The 15,294-nt window shown below is 73.2% G+C and carries 21 protein-coding genes; 7 read left to right on the plus strand and 14 right to left on the minus strand.

What is annotated here, in order from left to right; genetic code table 11:
* Nucleotides 1–76: 76 nt before the first annotated feature.
* Together AB0I29_RS05505 and AB0I29_RS05510 are read right to left on the minus strand one after the other, a co-directional pair.
* Nucleotides 77–1,354 (minus strand): arginine deiminase, encoded by a 1,278-nt coding sequence (locus tag AB0I29_RS05505; RefSeq protein WP_285106911.1) that lies wholly within the window; start codon nucleotides 1,352–1,354, stop codon nucleotides 77–79.
* Between the two features lie 16 nt (nucleotides 1,355–1,370).
* Nucleotides 1,371–2,129, minus strand: a complete 759-nt coding sequence (locus AB0I29_RS05510) for a VIT family protein (RefSeq protein ID WP_285106913.1) — start codon at nucleotides 2,127–2,129, stop codon at nucleotides 1,371–1,373.
* 344 nt (nucleotides 2,130–2,473) lie between these two features.
* Here AB0I29_RS05510 and AB0I29_RS05515 point away from each other — a divergent pair, with 344 nt between their 5' ends.
* Both AB0I29_RS05515 and AB0I29_RS05520 read left to right on the plus strand, forming a co-directional pair.
* Nucleotides 2,474–2,827 carry a type II toxin-antitoxin system RelE/ParE family toxin gene (locus AB0I29_RS05515; protein WP_285106915.1) on the plus strand — a complete coding sequence of 118 codons (354 nt, stop codon included), beginning with the start codon at nucleotides 2,474–2,476 and terminating at the stop codon, nucleotides 2,825–2,827.
* A gap of 3 nt (nucleotides 2,828–2,830) precedes the next feature.
* The gene (locus tag AB0I29_RS05520) at nucleotides 2,831–3,148 is read left to right on the plus strand and encodes an XRE family transcriptional regulator (RefSeq protein WP_285106916.1); all 318 of its coding nucleotides are present in this window, start codon (nucleotides 2,831–2,833) and stop codon (nucleotides 3,146–3,148) included.
* Nucleotides 3,149–3,155: 7 nt separating this feature from the next.
* Here the strand turns inward: AB0I29_RS05520 and AB0I29_RS05525 are convergent, their stop codons facing one another.
* The 4 genes from AB0I29_RS05525 to AB0I29_RS05540 form a co-directional block, all read right to left on the minus strand.
* Nucleotides 3,156–3,875 (minus strand): DUF1684 domain-containing protein, encoded by a 720-nt coding sequence (locus tag AB0I29_RS05525; protein ID WP_285106917.1) that lies wholly within the window; start codon nucleotides 3,873–3,875, stop codon nucleotides 3,156–3,158.
* Between the two features lie 100 nt (nucleotides 3,876–3,975).
* Nucleotides 3,976–4,437, minus strand: a complete 462-nt coding sequence (locus tag AB0I29_RS05530; RefSeq protein WP_357479037.1) for a DUF5959 family protein — start codon at nucleotides 4,435–4,437, stop codon at nucleotides 3,976–3,978.
* Nucleotides 4,438–4,473: 36 nt separating this feature from the next.
* Nucleotides 4,474–4,929 (minus strand): nitroreductase/quinone reductase family protein, encoded by a 456-nt coding sequence (locus AB0I29_RS05535; protein WP_285106920.1) that lies wholly within the window; start codon nucleotides 4,927–4,929, stop codon nucleotides 4,474–4,476.
* Nucleotide 4,930: 1 nt separating this feature from the next.
* Nucleotides 4,931–5,386 carry a nitroreductase/quinone reductase family protein gene (locus AB0I29_RS05540; RefSeq protein WP_285106922.1) on the minus strand — a complete coding sequence of 152 codons (456 nt, stop codon included), beginning with the start codon at nucleotides 5,384–5,386 and terminating at the stop codon, nucleotides 4,931–4,933.
* 93 nt (nucleotides 5,387–5,479) lie between these two features.
* On the opposite strand from AB0I29_RS05540, the gene AB0I29_RS05545 reads away from it, so the two are divergent.
* Nucleotides 5,480–5,947, plus strand: a complete 468-nt coding sequence (locus AB0I29_RS05545; protein WP_357479042.1) for a MarR family transcriptional regulator — start codon at nucleotides 5,480–5,482, stop codon at nucleotides 5,945–5,947.
* A 9-nt stretch (nucleotides 5,948–5,956) separates the two neighbouring features.
* Nucleotides 5,957–6,340, plus strand: a complete 384-nt coding sequence (locus tag AB0I29_RS05550; protein WP_285106926.1) for a VOC family protein — start codon at nucleotides 5,957–5,959, stop codon at nucleotides 6,338–6,340.
* A gap of 66 nt (nucleotides 6,341–6,406) precedes the next feature.
* Here AB0I29_RS05550 and AB0I29_RS05555 read toward each other — a convergent pair whose 3' ends face one another.
* Both AB0I29_RS05555 and AB0I29_RS05560 read right to left on the minus strand, forming a co-directional pair.
* The gene (locus tag AB0I29_RS05555) at nucleotides 6,407–7,330 is read right to left on the minus strand and encodes a M23 family metallopeptidase (RefSeq protein ID WP_285106928.1); all 924 of its coding nucleotides are present in this window, start codon (nucleotides 7,328–7,330) and stop codon (nucleotides 6,407–6,409) included.
* A 131-nt stretch (nucleotides 7,331–7,461) separates the two neighbouring features.
* Nucleotides 7,462–7,794 (minus strand): PEP-utilizing enzyme, encoded by a 333-nt coding sequence (locus AB0I29_RS05560; protein ID WP_285106930.1) that lies wholly within the window; start codon nucleotides 7,792–7,794, stop codon nucleotides 7,462–7,464.
* Between the two features lie 61 nt (nucleotides 7,795–7,855).
* Here AB0I29_RS05560 and AB0I29_RS05565 point away from each other — a divergent pair, with 61 nt between their 5' ends.
* The gene (locus tag AB0I29_RS05565) at nucleotides 7,856–8,503 is read left to right on the plus strand and encodes a transcriptional regulator (RefSeq protein WP_357479046.1); all 648 of its coding nucleotides are present in this window, start codon (nucleotides 7,856–7,858) and stop codon (nucleotides 8,501–8,503) included.
* Between the two features lie 47 nt (nucleotides 8,504–8,550).
* The gene (locus AB0I29_RS05570; protein WP_285106934.1) at nucleotides 8,551–9,144 is read left to right on the plus strand and encodes a histidine phosphatase family protein; all 594 of its coding nucleotides are present in this window, start codon (nucleotides 8,551–8,553) and stop codon (nucleotides 9,142–9,144) included.
* Between the two features lie 22 nt (nucleotides 9,145–9,166).
* On the opposite strand, the gene AB0I29_RS05575 is transcribed toward AB0I29_RS05570, so the two are convergent.
* The 3 genes from AB0I29_RS05575 to AB0I29_RS05585 all read right to left on the minus strand — a co-directional run bounded on the left by AB0I29_RS05575 (nucleotide 9,167) and on the right by AB0I29_RS05585 (nucleotide 11,298).
* Entirely contained in the window at nucleotides 9,167–9,592 is a 426-nt protein-coding gene (locus AB0I29_RS05575; RefSeq protein WP_357479864.1) for an NUDIX domain-containing protein, read from the minus strand.
* Between the two features lie 91 nt (nucleotides 9,593–9,683).
* Entirely contained in the window at nucleotides 9,684–10,547 is an 864-nt protein-coding gene (locus tag AB0I29_RS05580; RefSeq protein ID WP_285106936.1) for a patatin-like phospholipase family protein, read from the minus strand.
* Between the two features lie 52 nt (nucleotides 10,548–10,599).
* Nucleotides 10,600–11,298, minus strand: coding sequence for a TetR/AcrR family transcriptional regulator (locus AB0I29_RS05585; protein WP_285106938.1), 699 nt, complete (start codon nucleotides 11,296–11,298; stop codon nucleotides 10,600–10,602).
* A gap of 108 nt (nucleotides 11,299–11,406) precedes the next feature.
* On the opposite strand from AB0I29_RS05585, the gene AB0I29_RS05590 reads away from it, so the two are divergent.
* On the plus strand, nucleotides 11,407–12,606 hold the full coding sequence (locus AB0I29_RS05590) for an FAD-dependent monooxygenase (protein WP_357479050.1): 1,200 nt from the start codon (nucleotides 11,407–11,409) through the stop codon (nucleotides 12,604–12,606).
* Nucleotides 12,607–12,615: 9 nt separating this feature from the next.
* Here the strand turns inward: AB0I29_RS05590 and AB0I29_RS05595 are convergent, their stop codons facing one another.
* From AB0I29_RS05595 to AB0I29_RS05605, 3 genes are all read right to left on the minus strand, one after another.
* Entirely contained in the window at nucleotides 12,616–13,239 is a 624-nt protein-coding gene (locus AB0I29_RS05595) for a cation diffusion facilitator family transporter (RefSeq protein ID WP_357479053.1), read from the minus strand.
* 134 nt (nucleotides 13,240–13,373) lie between these two features.
* Nucleotides 13,374–14,192: an ABC transporter permease gene (locus tag AB0I29_RS05600; RefSeq protein ID WP_285106944.1), complete on the minus strand. Its 819-nt coding sequence runs from the start codon at nucleotides 14,190–14,192 to the stop codon at nucleotides 13,374–13,376.
* Nucleotides 14,189–15,271: an ATP-binding cassette domain-containing protein gene (locus tag AB0I29_RS05605; protein ID WP_357479057.1), complete on the minus strand. Its 1,083-nt coding sequence runs from the start codon at nucleotides 15,269–15,271 to the stop codon at nucleotides 14,189–14,191. Before AB0I29_RS05605 ends, AB0I29_RS05600 begins: the two co-directional genes overlap by 4 nt.
* Between the last annotated feature and the right edge of the window lie 23 nt (nucleotides 15,272–15,294).

Genomic DNA, 15,294 nt, shown 5'->3' on the forward strand with positions numbered 1-15,294 from the left:
GCCGGCACCGTCTCGGGTTCCGCTGCGGCGGCCAGGCTCACCTGCGGGGCCGGCGACCCGGCGTCCACCAGCCCGTCTACCAGCTCACGGGCTCCCGGATGATCGGGCAGGTCATGCAGTGCCCGCCGCCGCGCCCGCGGCCCAGCTCGCCGCCCGCGATCTCGATCACGTCGATCCCGGCCTTGCGCAGCAGGTCGTTGGTGGTGGTGTTGCGGTCGTAGGTGAACACGACGCCCGGCTCGACGGCCACGGAGTTGTTGCCGCTGTCCCACTGCTGGCGCTCCGACTCGTAGACGTCGCCGCCGGTCTCGATGACCCGCAGCTGGCCCAGCCCGGAGACCTGCCCCACCACGTCGAGGAAGGACGAGCGGCCGGCGTCGGTCACCGAGACGCCGAGCGGACCGGAGTCGGGGCGCAGCACGAACGGGTGCACACGGTCCACGATCCGCGGGTAGACGGTGACGGTGTCGACGTCGACGAACGTCATGATCGTGTCCAGGTGCATGGCCGCACGCAGCCGCGGCATGCCCGCCACCACGATCTGCTCGGCCGCGCCCGCCTGGAACAGCGAGGCAGCGACCTGCGTGATCGCCTGGCGCGACGTGCGCTCGCTCATGCCCATCAGCACGGTCCCGTTGCCGATCGGCATGATGTCGCCGCCCTCGAAGGTGGCCTCGCCGTGGCTGCTCTCCGGGTCGCCCCACCACACGCGGCTGCCCACGAAGTCGGGGTGGTACGAGTAGATCGCCTTCATGAGCAGCGTCTCGTCCCGGCGCGCCTGCCAGTACAGCGGGTTCAGCGTGAGGCCGCCGTAGATCCAGCAGGTCGTGTCGCGCGTGAACAGCGTGTTCGGCAGTGGCGGCATGAGGTACTCGCGCGCGTCCGGGCTGAGGTCCGCCAGCGCGCGGAAGCCCGGCGGCAGCTCGGGCACGTCGGCCACGGCGAGGCCGCCGATCAGGTACCGGGCCAGCTCGTGCTCCGGCAGGGACTCCAGGTACTCGCGCGTCGCCTCGACCAGGCCGTTGCCCACGATCTCGGGCACGATCTTGCGGTCGAGGAGCCAGTCGCGCGCCCCCGGCACGCGGAGCGTCTCGGCGAGCAGGGCGTGCAGCTCGACGACGTCGACGTCGCGCTCGCGCAGCTCCGCCACGAAGTCGGCGTGGTCCTGCTGGGCACGCTCGACCCACAGGACGTCGTCGAACAGGAGGTCGGCGGAGTTGGACGGGGTGAGGCGCTGGTGGGCCAGCCCGGGGGCGCAGACCAGGACCTTGCGCAGGCGGCCCACCTCGGAGTGGACGCCGTACGCCGACGAGGGTGTGCCGGCCGGGGGCGGTGTGCTGTCGATGGTGTTCATCGGGCGATAACGGTACTCACCCGACCGCCGTCGTGCCGAGCAGGGAGCCGATCGCGAAGGTCGCGCCGAGCGCGAGCGCCCCGCCGACGACGACGCGCGCCGTGGCGCGCACCCGCGGCGCGCCGCCGATCCAGGCCGCGACCCAGCCGGTCCCGGCGAGCGCCGCCAGCACGACGACGAACGTGACGCCGACCCGCCAGGGCTCGGGGATCAGGAGCACGGCCGCGAGCGGCAGGACGGCGCCGAGCGTGAACGCGACGGCGGACGCGAGCGCGGCGTGCCAGGGACTGACGACGCCGTCCTCGTCGATGTTGAGCTCGGCCTCCAGGTGGGCGGCGAGCGCGTCGTGCTCCGTGAGCTCGACGGCGACCTGGCGGGCGGTGGCGGGGGACAGGCCCTTGCCCTCGTAGAGCTCGGCCAGCTCCGCGAGCTCCTCCTGCGGCATCGTGGCCAGCTCGGCCTTCTCCTTGGCGATGAGCGCCCGCTGGGTGTCGGACTGGCTGGAGACCGACACGTACTCGCCCAGCGCCATCGAGATCGCGCCGCCGACGAGGGCGGCGAGGCCGGCGGTGAGGATCGGTCCGGTCTGCGACGTCGCCGCCGCGACGCCGACGGCGACCGCGGCGACCGAGACGATGCCGTCGTTCGCGCCGAGCACGCCGGCGCGCAGCCAGTTCAGGCGCTCGGCGAGCCCGTTGGTGTGGGGTTCGTCGGGGTGGCCGACGGCGGCGCGGCCGGTGTCCGGCCGTTCCGCGCCGGACGGTGGTGTGGTCATGGGCTCAGGCAACCAGGACTCGGCGCGGAGGGCCAATGTCGGGGCCGAGGTTGGGCAGCCTCACCTTGCCGTGATGCCGCTCCGCTTCGAGGCCGGGGTTTCTCCGCTTTCAGCCGCCCCAAAGCGAAGAAACCCCGGTCTCGAAGGGGGCAGGACGATCGCAGACGGCTCGCGGCGGCGCGAAGGCTGACCACATGGCGCTCCCAACCGTTGCGTATACGCACTGATCTACCCCATTCCCTGCGAAGCGACGTCTTTCTTGGCACAGTCAGCCCATCAAGAGTGCTTGTCGGGGCTCAACGGCGTGGAGTGCTCATAACACGTGCATTATGGTGGAGGCATGGATGTGGAACGTCGTCCTGCTCGAGGAAGTTGATGCGTGGTTCCTCGACCTAGTCCGGGCGGAGGACCCGGTGGCAGAGCATGTCGCCGCCGCGATCGAGCTGCTCGCCCGGACCGGCCCGTCCCTCGGGAGACCCGCGGTCGACTCGATCAAGGGGTCGACGGTGCACAACCTGAAAGAGCTTCGCGCGACCACGGTCCGTGTCCTGTTCGCCTTCGACCCGGCCAGGAGAGCGGTGCTGCTGGTGGCGGGGGACAAGGCGGGACGATGGGACGAGTGGTACCGGGTGAACGTCCCAGTGGCCGAGCGTCGGTACGAGCGGTGGCTCAGCGGTGAGTACGACGAGGAGGTGTGACAGATGGCTCGTTCATGGAACGAAGTGAAGGCCGACGCGGTCGCGACCGGTCTGGACGAGGCGCGGACAGCCGAGATCATGGCCGAGATGCGCGAGCAGGTACGCGCATACAAGCTCGCTGACATCCGTCGGTCCCAGCACATGACCCAGGCCGTTCTGGCGCAGGGGATGGGCGTGGCGCAGCCCCGAGTGTCCGCGATCGAGCACGGCCGGCTCGACTCGACCGAGCTGGGCACGCTGCGGTCCTATGTCGAGGCGCTCGGCGGCCGGCTGCGTGTGATCGCGGACTTCGGCGACGAGTTCGTCGTGGTGCAGGGCTGACCGGCCCCTAGTACTGCGGGGTGCGTTCGCCCACCGGGACCTCGACCGCCAGCGTGTTGCCCTCCTGGGCGAGCGGGCACGTCCACGCCGGGTCGTAGGCGCAGGACGGGTTGTAGGCGAAGTTGAGGTCGAGCACCAGGTCGCCGACGCCGAAGTCGTCGGGACCGCCGCCCTCGCCGCCGTCGGACCCGCCGGTGTGCCCGAGCCAGGAGCCCTTGATCGTGTCGATGAGGTAGCGGCCACCGCCGTAGGTGCCGCCGGGCGGGCCGGCCAGCGCGTCCTTGATGGGCACAAACAGCCCGCCGCCGTAGGAGGCGAGGCGCCAGACGTCGAGGGTGCCGAGGTCGCCCAGGGCGTCGGACCCCAGGGCGACCGTGCCGAGCAGCTCGAACGGCACCACGCCGTCGGTCCCGGTGGGGACGTCGAGGCGGCGTGGCGCGCCGTCGGGGCCGGGCTCGGCGGGCACGATCGGGGCGCTCAGGCGCCAGGCCGGGTCGTAGGGGGTGACGGTCAGCCCGGTGAAGCCGGGCCGCTCCTCCGGGAGGATCGGGGAGACCGGGTGGGTCGCGAAGAGCTCGTCCCGGGCGGCGATCCAGCCCGCGTGCGCGGCGGCCGGGTTCACGACCGCGCGGGTGCGGGCCTCGGCGTACAACGCGAAGACGCGCCGCCGCCAGTCCGCGGTCTGGAGTGCTGTGGTGGCCGGGGAGGTGGTGGCGGCGTGCGTCATGCGTCCGACACTACCCACCGTGGGTGACAGCCGCGGGCGGTCGGACCAGTGGTCGCGCGGGCACCCGCGGCGTCGCGCCGCCCCGCCGGGTGGCTGGGGGTCAGCGACGTTCGAACAGCTCGTAGACCCGCTCCAGGCGGGCATAGGCCTCGTCGAACCACTCGTCGGACACGGGCACGGCGGTGGTCACGTCCGTCAGCAGGCCCATCCTGTCGCGGACCGTGACGACGAGGGCTTCGTCGTCCTCCCAGCGGACGTGTACCTCGGGGGCCCGCAGGTTCTCCCGCCAGGCGACGTCCTGCCCCAGGTCCAGCGCGTCGAGGACCTCCCGCCAGGCATCCAGGTCCACGTCGCCGACGAACGTCGGCTGTACGCCCTTGACACCGCGCCCGGCCGCGACGTCCCCGCAGTCGATCTCGATCGTGCCGCGCGCCTGACTCGCGCTCCCGTCGGGTCGGCGATCCAGCGAGTCGATGCGGAGCGCCACGACGTTCCCGTCGCCCCCGAAGCGGAAGAGCTCGCACGGCAGCCCTGCGGGTCGGCCCGCATCCTGTGATGTCACGGGCGCGAGTCAACCACGACCCACCGACACGAGGGTTCAGGCCTTCGGCGTCAGCCGGACGACGGGGATCTCCCGGTCCGTCGTCTGCTCGTACCGGCGGAAGTTCGCCGCCTCGGCGGTGATCTGCCGCCACGCCTCGGCACGTTCCTCCCCGTGCAGCTGCTCCGCGGTCACCGCGACCTTGCGCCCGCCCTGCTCGACGGTCACCTGGTCCGGGTGGGCGGCGAGGTTGAGGTACCACGCCGGGTTGGCGGGAGCCCCGCCGGCGGAGGCGACGATCAGCCAGCTCCCGTCGGGGCCGGGGAACCAGGCCAGCGGGTTCGAGCGGGGCTGTCCGCTCTTGCGCCCGACGGTGGTCAGGACCAGCAGGTTCATGCCCATCGTCGGGGTCTCGGCGCGCCGGGCGCGCCGCATGAGGAGCCGGTTCATCCAGCGGAAGCCGCGGCCGGGCTGCTTCGCACCGCGCGTGCCGGTGGGGTAGGTGAAGGTCACGTCAGTCCTTGGGCGTCAGGTGGATGACCGGGATCTCCCGGTCGGTGGTCTGCTCGTACTTGCGGAAGCCCGGGGCCTCGTCGGTGATCTGCTTCCAGACCTGCTCGCGCTCCGTGCCGTGCAGCTCGCGTGCGGTCACGGCGACCTTACGGCCCGCCAGCTCGACGGTCACCTGGTCCGGGTGCGCCGCGAGGTTGAGGTACCAGGCGGGGTTGGCCTGCGCCCCGGCCGCCGACGCCGCGATGAACCAGCCGCCGTCGGGCGCCGCGAAGTAGCCGACCGGGTTCTCGCGGGCCTGCCCGCTCTTGCGGCCGACGGTGGTCAGTACCAGCAGCGACATGCCCATCGTCTTGCCGTCCGCGCGCCGGGCGCGCCGCGCGATCAGCTTGTTGAAGAAGCGGGTGGACCGGCCCGGCTGCCGCGCACCGTGGGTGCCGGTCGGATGGGTGAAGCTCATGGTGCTGCCTTCCGGTCGGACGTCCGAGGAAAAGGTTCGTACTGTTGACTATACATGGCATGAACCATATTGGCTGTGTACCTTTGACGAGTGATGCCCGACGAGATCCCCGACGCCTCGCTGGGCTGCGCCGCACACGGCATCGGGGGCATGCCCGAGCTCGTGGAGCTCGCCGTGGTGCTGACCGCCACCGTCGCCCGCGTCGCCGAGGAGCACGAGCTCACGCCCATGCAGGGCCGTCTGCTCTGCGGTCTCGGCGACCAGCCCCAGCGCATGGTCGACCTGGCGCAGCTCCTGGGGATCGAGAAGGCGGCGCTCACCGGCCTCGTCGACCGGGCCGAGCGGCGCGGGCTGCTGGAGCGCGGCCCGGTCCCGGGCGACCGTCGGGCGGTCCAGGTGTCGCTGACCGACGCAGGGACCCAGGCGGTGGCCGCCTTCGAGGCCGGCGTCACGAGCGCGCTCGACGGCCTGCTGGCCACGCTGCCGGTGGAGGACCGGCCGGAGTTCCGGCGGCTGGCGTCGGCCGTCGTCGTGGCGGCCCGGGGTGCGCGCGCGGCCTAGGATCACGGGGTGCTGCGACTCTCCGACGTCACCTACCTCGTCCGCGACCACGACGAGGCGATCACCTTCTTCGTCGACGCCCTCGGGTTCGCCCTGCGGGAGGACGAGACCAACGCGGCCGGCCGCCGGCGCGTCGTCGTCGGCCCCGCGGACGGCGGCACCGGCCTCGTGCTCGCGCTGAGCGGGGCCGACGACGTCGTCGGGCGGCAGGCGGGCGGGAAGGTCGCGTTCTTCCTCGAGACCGACGACTTCGCCGCGCAGCACGCGCGGATGGTCGCGGCGGGCGTGCGGTTCCGGGAGGAGCCGCGGTACGAGGTCTACGGGACGGTCGCCGTCTTCGAGGACCTGTACGGCATGCCGTGGGACCTGATCGAGCCGCCGTCGGGCGCCTGAGGCTCAGGCCGCGACCGAAGGCCCCCGAGGCGTACCTCGGGGGCCTTCGGTGTGGCGGAGCGGGCGTCAGCCGCAGTGCTCGAACGGGCTGGTGTAGCTGGTGGAGCCCACCGAGCCGCCCCACTTGACGCAGGTGCCGGGTGCGGACCGCTTGACCGGGCCCGCGTAGTAGCCGTAGCTGCCGGAGTCGGTGGTGCGCGACGCGCCCTGCGGCTCCAGGAAGGCCGAGACGGCGGTCGGCGTGCCGAGGTTGGTCGACTTCAGGGTGACCACGCAGTTGTTGCCGGTGCCGGAGTTGTACAGCAGGTAGGTGCGGCCCACCGTGCCGAGCGCCGCCTGGTCGACCACCGTGAAGCCGCTGCCGCAGACCTCCGCCGGCGTGTACGGGTTGCTCGACCCGCAGGCGTTGGTGCTGGTGACGGCCTTCTTCTGGCCCACGGAGACGGTCACGCCGTCGACGGTCGGCGAGGTGTCCACGACGCCGGAGGAGCTGCGCTGCTCGTAGTGCAGGTGTGGTGCCTCGGAGCCGCCGGTGGAGCCGACGGTCCCGATGACGGTGCCCTGGCTGACCGACATGGTCTGGCCGGGGTTTCGCACCATCGTGGCCAGGTGGGCGTAGCGGGTCCGGGTGCCGTCGCTGTGCACGATCTGCACCCACTTGCCGTAGCTGGTGCTGCCCTCGTCGTCGAAGGTGGCGGTGCCGCCGGCCGTGGCCCGGACCGTCTCGCCGTTGATGGCGTCGCCGCCGTAGGTCTGCCAGTCGATGGAGCCGTTGGGGCTGTGGCCCCCGCTCCAGTTGTTGGCGTAGAACGTCTTGGAGCAGCTGAACGGCGACTTGTGGGAGATGGCCAGCACGCCGGCGCCGTCCGACGCGGTGGCCGAGGACGCCGTGGCCGACGCCGCGGGTGTGGCGACCAGGGCGAGTGCGGCCAGGGCCGCGAGCGCCCACTGCCTGGCGGTTCTTCTGCGGAACGGGGAGTTGACTGTCATTGGTGCTCTCCATCCTGAGGTCTGACTCTTGGCCTGACGCAGGAAGGCTGGCACGGGACCCCGGCCGGTGCCCATGGGGAGGACTGCCCGTGGACGGCTCGCGGGCTGGTCGGGTTCGGCTCGCCGGCCGGTCAGCCGGTGACCCGCCCGGCGCCGCCGTCGACGGTGACGGTCGCGCCGTCGCTCAGCGTGGTCGTCGCGCCGGGGACGGCGAGCACCGCGGGGATGCCGTGCTCGCGGGCCACGATCGCGGCGTGCGACAGGACGCCGCCGGTCTCGGTGACCACGGCGGACACCAGGCCGAACAGGGCGGTCCAGGCCGGCTCGGTGAAGCGGCAGACGAGCACGTCGCCGGGGCTCACGAGCATGAAGTCGTCCGGTCCGTGCACCACGCGCACGGGCCCGGACGCGAGGCCTGGGCTGCCGGGGATCCCGGCCAGCTCGACGACGGATCCGTCCGACATGATTTCTCCTTCGGCGACCTGTTCGCGTTGACACTCTCCACCGGACGATGCACGGTGCACCATGACCTCTGTCCCGGTGCCCGGCCGATCCTCTCAGCCGGAGCTGCTCGTGCTCCACTCCGTACGCATCCAGGGCATGGCCGACGACGACGCCGTCGCCGCGCGGTTCGGCCTCGATCCGGCGGACACCCGCGAGACGCTGCTCGACGACGAGGCGTACGGCTGGGTCCGGCGTGCGGCGTTCGGGAGTACGGCGGGCTGGTCGCTCACGGAGCGGGGCCGCGCCGAGGACGACCGGCTCCTCGCCCTGGAGCTGGCCGAGTCGGGGGCGCGGGCCGTCGTCGAGGAGGCGCACGAGGTCTTCGCGCCCCTGAACGCCCGCCTGCTGCAGGCGTGCACCGACTGGCAGCTGCTCCCCGCCGAGGACGACCGGCTCGCTCCCAACACGCACACCGACGTGGACTGGGACGCGCGCGTGCTGGACGAGCTCGCCGCGCTGGGCCTCGAGCTGACGCCGCTGGTCGCCTCGCTCGCCGGCGTGCTGGCCCGGTTCGACGGGTACGACACGCGGTTCGCCCGGGCGCTGGACCGGGCGCGGGCCGGGGAGGGCGAGTGGGTCGCGGGCACCGGCATCGGCTCGTGCCACGTGGTGTGGATGGAGCTGCACGAGGACCTGCTCTCGACCCTGGGGATCCCGCGCGGCGCGTAGCAGGCCGTCCGGTGCATAGCGCGCGGTCCGGCCGCTAGGTTCGTCGCATGGCGACCAGACACCTGTACCTGGCACGGCACGGAGCGGCGGACGCGTTCGGCGAGCTGACCGATGTCGGACGGCGGCAGGCGGACCTGCTGGGCGCCCGGCTCGCCGGGCTGCCGGTCGACGCGGTGTGGCACTCGCCCCTCCCGCGCGCGGTGGCGAGCGCGCGCGTGGTCGGCGAGCACCTGCCGGGGGTCCCGGTCGCGGAGGCGCCCGAGCTGATCGACCACGTGCCGTACGTGCCCGCGGCGCCGGACCTGCCGCCGGCCTGGGCCGGCTTCTTCGACGGGTTCGACGACGCCGAGCGCGCCCCGGGCGAACGCCTCGCGGCGGCGCTGGTCGACCGGTTCGCGCGGCCCGCCGACGCCGAGACGCACGAGGTGCTGGTCACCCACGCGTTCCAGGTCGCGTGGCTGCTGCGCCACGCGCTCGACGCGCCTCCGGCCCGCTGGCTCGGCCTGAACAGCGGGAACGCGGCGCTGACCGTGATCGAGTACCGCGACGGCCTGCCGCCCACGGTCGTGCTGTTCAACGACATGGGCCACCTGGCCGCCGACCTGCGCTGGACGGGCTTCCCGCCGTCGGCGCGGCCCTGACGGGCCTCGGCCTGCCCGTGCTCTAGGGGATCAGGCCCGCCCAGCGGCGGGACAGGTCCACCAGCGCGACCCGGTTCAGCGCGTCGATCTCCTCGGCGGTGTGCCACGCCACGCCGTCGGTGGAGCCGTCCTCCTCGACGCGCAGCTCGCCGCCGGTGATGTGCGCGCGGTAGACGATCCGGAGCGCCTGGCCCGGCCGGTCCGCCGCGTGCACGCGCTCGGCCGCCGGGAACACGATGCTGTCGACGCCGAGCAGCCCGTCCAGCTCCACGTGGTAGCCGGTCTCCTCGAGCACCTCCCGGACGGCGGCGTCGGCCGGATGCTCGCCCGGGTCGATGCCGCCGCCGGGCATCGTCCAGCCGTGGTGCCTGCCCTCGGACCAGTGGGGCAGGAGCATCCGGCCCGCCTCGTCGGTGATGACCGCGTACGCGGAGACCCGCAGGTCCATGGTGCCGTCGTCGCTGATGAACATGGTGCCCATGATGGCGGCAGCAGCGCGCAGGAGGCACCCGTGCACCGCGGACACACCTCGGTCCCCGTCAGCTGAAGAGCGCCGCCAGCTCCGCGGCCTGGGCGCGCCCCACCGCGCGTCCCGCGGCGGCCGACGGCGCCCGCGTCGCGGGGGAGAGCGGGTTGATGCCGAACGCTTCGATCGACGCGTCGTCCGCGCCGATCATGAGCACCTTCGCCGGCGCCAGGGCCGCGACCTGCTCGCTCGCGGAGGGGCCGAACGCCGACGGCGAACCCGGTCGCTGCGGTGTGACGACCAGCACGTGGTCGGCGCCCGCGGCCAGGTCGACGTTCGCCACGGACCGGATGCCGCCGTCCACGTAGCGCCGGTCGCTGATGGTCACCGGTGGCCACACACCGGGCACCGCGCAGCTCGCGGCGATGGCGTCCAGGAGTCGCACGCCCGAGTCGCGGCGGAAGACCCGCAGCTCGCCCGACTCGGCGTCGACCGCGGGGATGGTGAGGTCGGTGTCGGGCCATTCCGTGCTGAGCAGGTCCGCCTCGTGCTCCTTGAGCCGGGTCGCCTCGTCGGTGGTCGGGGCGGCGAGCGCCATCGCGCCGATGCGGCGCCGGATCACGAGCGGGTCGGGCGGGGAGCCGTCGGCCGACGGCTCCAGGGCGGCGACCCAGCCCGCGAGCATGGCCGGCCCGTCGAACTCGACCACGAAGTCGAGGCCGTCGTCGACGAGCTGCGCCTCGTACAGCTCCTCCAGCGGCGTGCCGCTCGTGACCTGCGCGGCCACGGCAGCCCCGGCGGACGTCCCGACCACCCGGCCGGCACTCACGAGACGGGCCGCGAGCGCCCGGTCCTTGTCGGCGATGCCCTGCAGCACGCCCAGCTCCCAGGCGACGCCGGCCACGCCGCCACCTCCGAGCACGAGTGCGTCAGTCATGCCTCGCACACTACGACCGGGCCTCGGGCCTGGCGCGGTCACGCCCGGGTGATCACGGGGTGATCGCGGGCCGTTCCCGCGGCCGCAGGACGGCCGTCGTGGGGCGGTCGGGAGCGGCAGTCCCGACCAGCCGGTCGACCGCGTCCTCCAGCGCATCCAGCACCTTCGGCAGGGCGGCGGCGACGTCGTCGGGGTCGGCGTCGGGCCGGTCGTAGGTGGACCCGATCAGGTGTTCGGCGGCGTCCAAGATCACCCGCTGGCGTCCGGGGTCGGCCAGGCCGATCAGCACCGAACCGGACATCACGGTCTGGAAGGCCGTGACGATCTCGGCGGTCGGGGTGTCGTGCACCAGTCCGTGCGCCTGCATGATCGAGATGATCCGGTGCAGCGCCGGGCCGGGGAAGTCGTCCGAGCCGGCCGGGCCGCCCGGCTCTCCCAGCCGCTGCGTCGCGAGCCCCGGGAAGTCCAGCACGGCGGCGATCTCGCGGCGCACGACGTGCGCGATCGTCAGGGGAGTGGTCCCGGCGCGCAGCTCGTCCGCGAGCGAGGTCAGGAGCCCGGCCGCCTCGAGCTGCAGCACGGCGTCGTGCAGCCGGGCCTTGGTGGGCCAGTAGAGGAAGACCGTGCCCTTGCCGACGCCTGCGCGTGCTGCGACGGAATCGACCGTCGTGCGCTCCGCGCCGTCCAGGAGGAACTGCTCCCGGGCCGCGGCCAGGATCGCCTCCGCGCGGTCCTGCACCGGACGTGCCATCGTCACCCCTTCCTCGCGCCCCGTTCATCCTAGTCGCGAGTTCTTGACTCACTAACGATTGTGAGTCAATAATCGAGTCACGTCATCCGGACGAGGAGAGGGAACGGCATGAGCAAGCCGCGCGCACTGGTGGTCGGGACGGGGATCGGGGGTCTGGCGACGGCCCTTCGTCTGCACGACGTGGGCTGGGAGTCGGTGCTGGTCGAGCGGGCGTCCGAGCGCCGCGGTGCCGGGTACTTCGTGGGGATGTTCGGCACCGGGCAGTCGGCCGCGGCTCGGCTCGGGGTGCTGGACGCCATCGGCAACCGCACCGACCCCGCGACGATCACGTACGACGTCGAGCGCGACGGCCGCCGTCGGCCTGGCATGGGCTACGGCGACCTGCCCGGCATGCCGCAGCTCGTGCTGCGCGGCGACATCGAGGGCGCCCTGTACGACGCCGTCGCCCAGCTCGCGCCGATCCGGTTCGGCACCACGCCGGTGGCCGTCGAGCAGACGGTGGACGGCGTGGATGTCACGCTGCGCGGTGCCGACGGCGCCGATACCACCGAGCGGTTCGACCTCGTGGTGGGCGCCGACGGCCTGCGCTCGACCGTGCGCCGGCTGGCCTTCGGCCCGGACGCCGACTACCTGCGGCCGTTCGACCACATCATCGGCGTCTCGGTGCTGAAGGAGGCCGTGCCCGGCTTCCGGCCGACCGACGGGATCGTCCTGGCGGAGCCGGGCCGCTCGGCGTGGGTGTTCCCGTTCACCGACCACGAGCCGACCGTGCTGTTCAGCTACCGCACGGACGACGAGGACGCGCAGTTCCGGCGTCCGCCCGCCGAGTCGCTGCGCCGGGCCTTCGGCCCGGAGCCCGCCGGACCCGTGCTGGGCAACCTCCTGGACCAGTTCGAGGCGGCCGACGACGTCCTGTTCGACTCCGTGCACCAGGTGGTGATGCCGAGCTGGCACACCGGCCGCGTGGTGCTGCTCGGCGACTCCGCCTGGTGCGTGACGCTCTACTCCGGCATGGGCGCCTCCAGCGCGATGGCCGGCGCGGACCTGCTCGGCACCGTGCTGCAGCGCAATCCCGGCAACCCCGCCCGGGCCCTGCGCGAGTGGGAGCTGCGCATGCGCCCGTTCATCGCGACCCACCAGCGCAACGGCCGCCGGGACCTGGTGATGTTCGTGCCGCAGACCCGCCAGGACAAGCGGGCGCGCACCCTCACGCAGACCCTGCTGGGCAACCCCACGGGCAAGCGCGTGATGCAGAGGGTCTTCGCCCCGCGCTTCGCGGAGAAGTCGCTGGACGTGGCGGCCGCCTGACCGGCCCGGTCAGCCGATCCGTTCGCCGGCCGTCGCCCGGGCGGCCAGGCGGTCGTCCTCGCTCGCCTCCCAGACCTCGTGGGCGGCGTGGACGGCCAGGAGGATGATGACGCAGCCCAGGACCAGGTCGGGCCAGCCGGAGCCCGTCCATGCGGTGAGCAGGCCCATGGCGATGATCGCGACGTTCACGAGCACGTCGTTGCGGGCCGACAGGAACGCCGCCCGGCCCAGCGCCCCGCCGTGGTGGTGGGTCCGGGCGAGCAGCCACGCACTGACCCCGTTGACGACGATCGCACCGAGCGAGGCGACGACCAGCGGGACGACGTCGGGCGCCGTCGGCCCGGCGAACCGGCCCACGGCCTGCCAGGCCGCCACCGCCGCGGGCCCCAGGATGATCAGGGCCATGACCTTGCCCATGACCGCCCGCCGGGCGAGCGGCCAGCTCAGCGCGACGAGGATCAGCACGTTGATCGCCGTGTCCTCGAGGAAGTCGACGCTGTCGGCGAGCAGCGCGACCGAGCCGGCGGCGAGCGCCACGGTGAGCTCGACGAAGAAGTAGGCGAGGTTGAGGGCCGCGACGACCAGCACGATCCGGCGCAGGGCTGCGGTGCGGTCGTCCGGTGTCGTGGGCACGGGGTCATTGTGCCGCGCGGGGCGGGTCCGGGTTGGCCCGATCCGCTTCGAGGCCCGAGTTTCTCCGCTTTGAGCGGCGTCAAAGCGGAGAAACTCGGGCCTCGAAGGAGATCCGGCAGCCGGGACGACGGCGGTCAGTCGGCCGAGCGGATCATGGCCCGGACCCCCACCGTGAGGCCCACGGCCGCCGTGACCACCGCCGCCACCCAGCCCCATGCGACGGCCGAGGAGGCCAGGTCGCCCGCGAAGGCGGCGCGGCCCGAGTCGACGACGTAGCGCAGCGGGTTGACCGTGGAGATGGCGCGCATCCACGCCGGCCCGGTCTCCAGCGGCAGCAGCATGCCCGAGAGCAGCATGACCGGGAACAGCACGGTCTGCTGCACCACCCAGAACATCCACTCCTGCTTGCGCACCGCGAGCGCCAGCGAGTACGACAGGGCGCCGACGCCGATGCCCAGCACGGCGAGCTGCAGCAGCGTGAGCACCGCGCCGAGCGGGTTCGGGCGCAGGCCGAACGGCAGCATCACGAGCAGCACCACCGCGGACTGGGCCAGGACCGGCACCATCTCCTTCAGGGCGCGGCCCACGAGCTGCGCCGGCCGGGACAGCGGGGTCACCAGCATCCGCTCGTGCACCCCGGAGGAGATGTCGAGCTGCAGGTTGGAGCCGGTCACCGAGCTGCCGAACAGCGTGGTCATCGCCAGCACGGCGGGTACGAACCACAGCCAGACGTCGGCGCCGAGGGTCGCGCCGGCCGAGCCGACCAGCAGCGGGCCGAACAGCCCGAGGAACACGAGCGGCTGGATGAGCCCGAACAGGAGCGAGAACGGGTCGCGCGCCACCGGGCGCAGCTCGCGGAGCAGCACGATCCGGGTGTCGCGCACGAAGCTGCGGTGCGCGAGCGGGCGCTCCGTGGAGGCCTGCGGGGCGGGGGTCAGGGTCGCGGCGCTCATGCCGGGACCTCCTTCTTGGTCGTCGCGGAGGTGGGGGCGTTCGTGGGCTCGTCCGGGTCGGGTGCGGCGCCGTCGACGCCGGTCTCCCGCAGGCTGCGGCCGGTGAGGCCGAGGAAGACGTCGTCGAGCGTGGGTCGCGCGACGTCGACGCGGCGCACGTCGACGCCGGCCGCGTCGGCGGCGCGCAGCAGGCCCGGCGCGGCGCCGGGCCCGTCCGCGGTGCGGATCTCGACGGTCTGCTCGACGCCGGGCGTGCGCCCGGCCGCCTGGGCTCGCACCCCGCCGTCGGCCACGCGGACCGACCGGGTGCCGGGCGCGCGCTCGGCGATCGTCGCGAGGGCCGCCGCGTGCTCGGCGGGGACCCGCAGGGTCACCAGGTCGCCCGCCAGCTCGGCCTTCAGGGCGTCGGCGGTGTCGTCGGCGATGACCTGCCCGTGGTCCACGACGATGACGCGCTCGGCGAACGTGTCCGCCTCGTCGAGGTAGTGGGTGGTCAGGACGATGGTCATCGGCTCGGGCGCCGCGGTGCGCATCCGCAGGATGTGGTCCCAGAGGTTGGCGCGGTTGTGCGGGTCCAGCCCGGTCGACGGCTCGTCGAGGAACAGCAGCGGCGGCCGGTGGACCAGGCCGACGGCCACGTCGAGGCGGCGCTTCTGCCCGCCCGAGAGGCTCTCGACCTTGCGGTCGGCCTGCTCGGTCAGGTCCAGGGCCTCCAGCAGCTCGGCCGCGCGGACCCGGGCCCTGCGGCGGTCCAGGCCGTAGATCTCGCCCTGCGTGACGAGCTCGTCGCGGACGTGCTGGGCGGCGCCGCCCGCGCCGCCCTGGCCCACGTAGCCGATGGCCGCGCGGACCCGGCCAGGGCGGTCGGTGACGTCGTACCCGGCGACCTCGGCGGTGCCGGACGTGGGCTGGATGAGGGTGGTCAGCATGCGCAGCGTCGTGGTCTTGCCGGCTCCGTTGGGGCCGAGCACGGCCACCAGCTCGCCCGGCTCGACGTCCAGCGAGATGCCACGCACGGCGTGGACGGTGCGGGTGCGGCTCACCACGAAGTCCTTGGTGAGTGCTCGGGTGCGGATCACGATGTCTCCTTCTTGCGGTCCGT

This window comes from Promicromonospora sp. NPDC050262 (assembly GCF_040655935.1).
GTDB lineage: Bacteria > Actinomycetota > Actinomycetes > Actinomycetales > Cellulomonadaceae > Promicromonospora.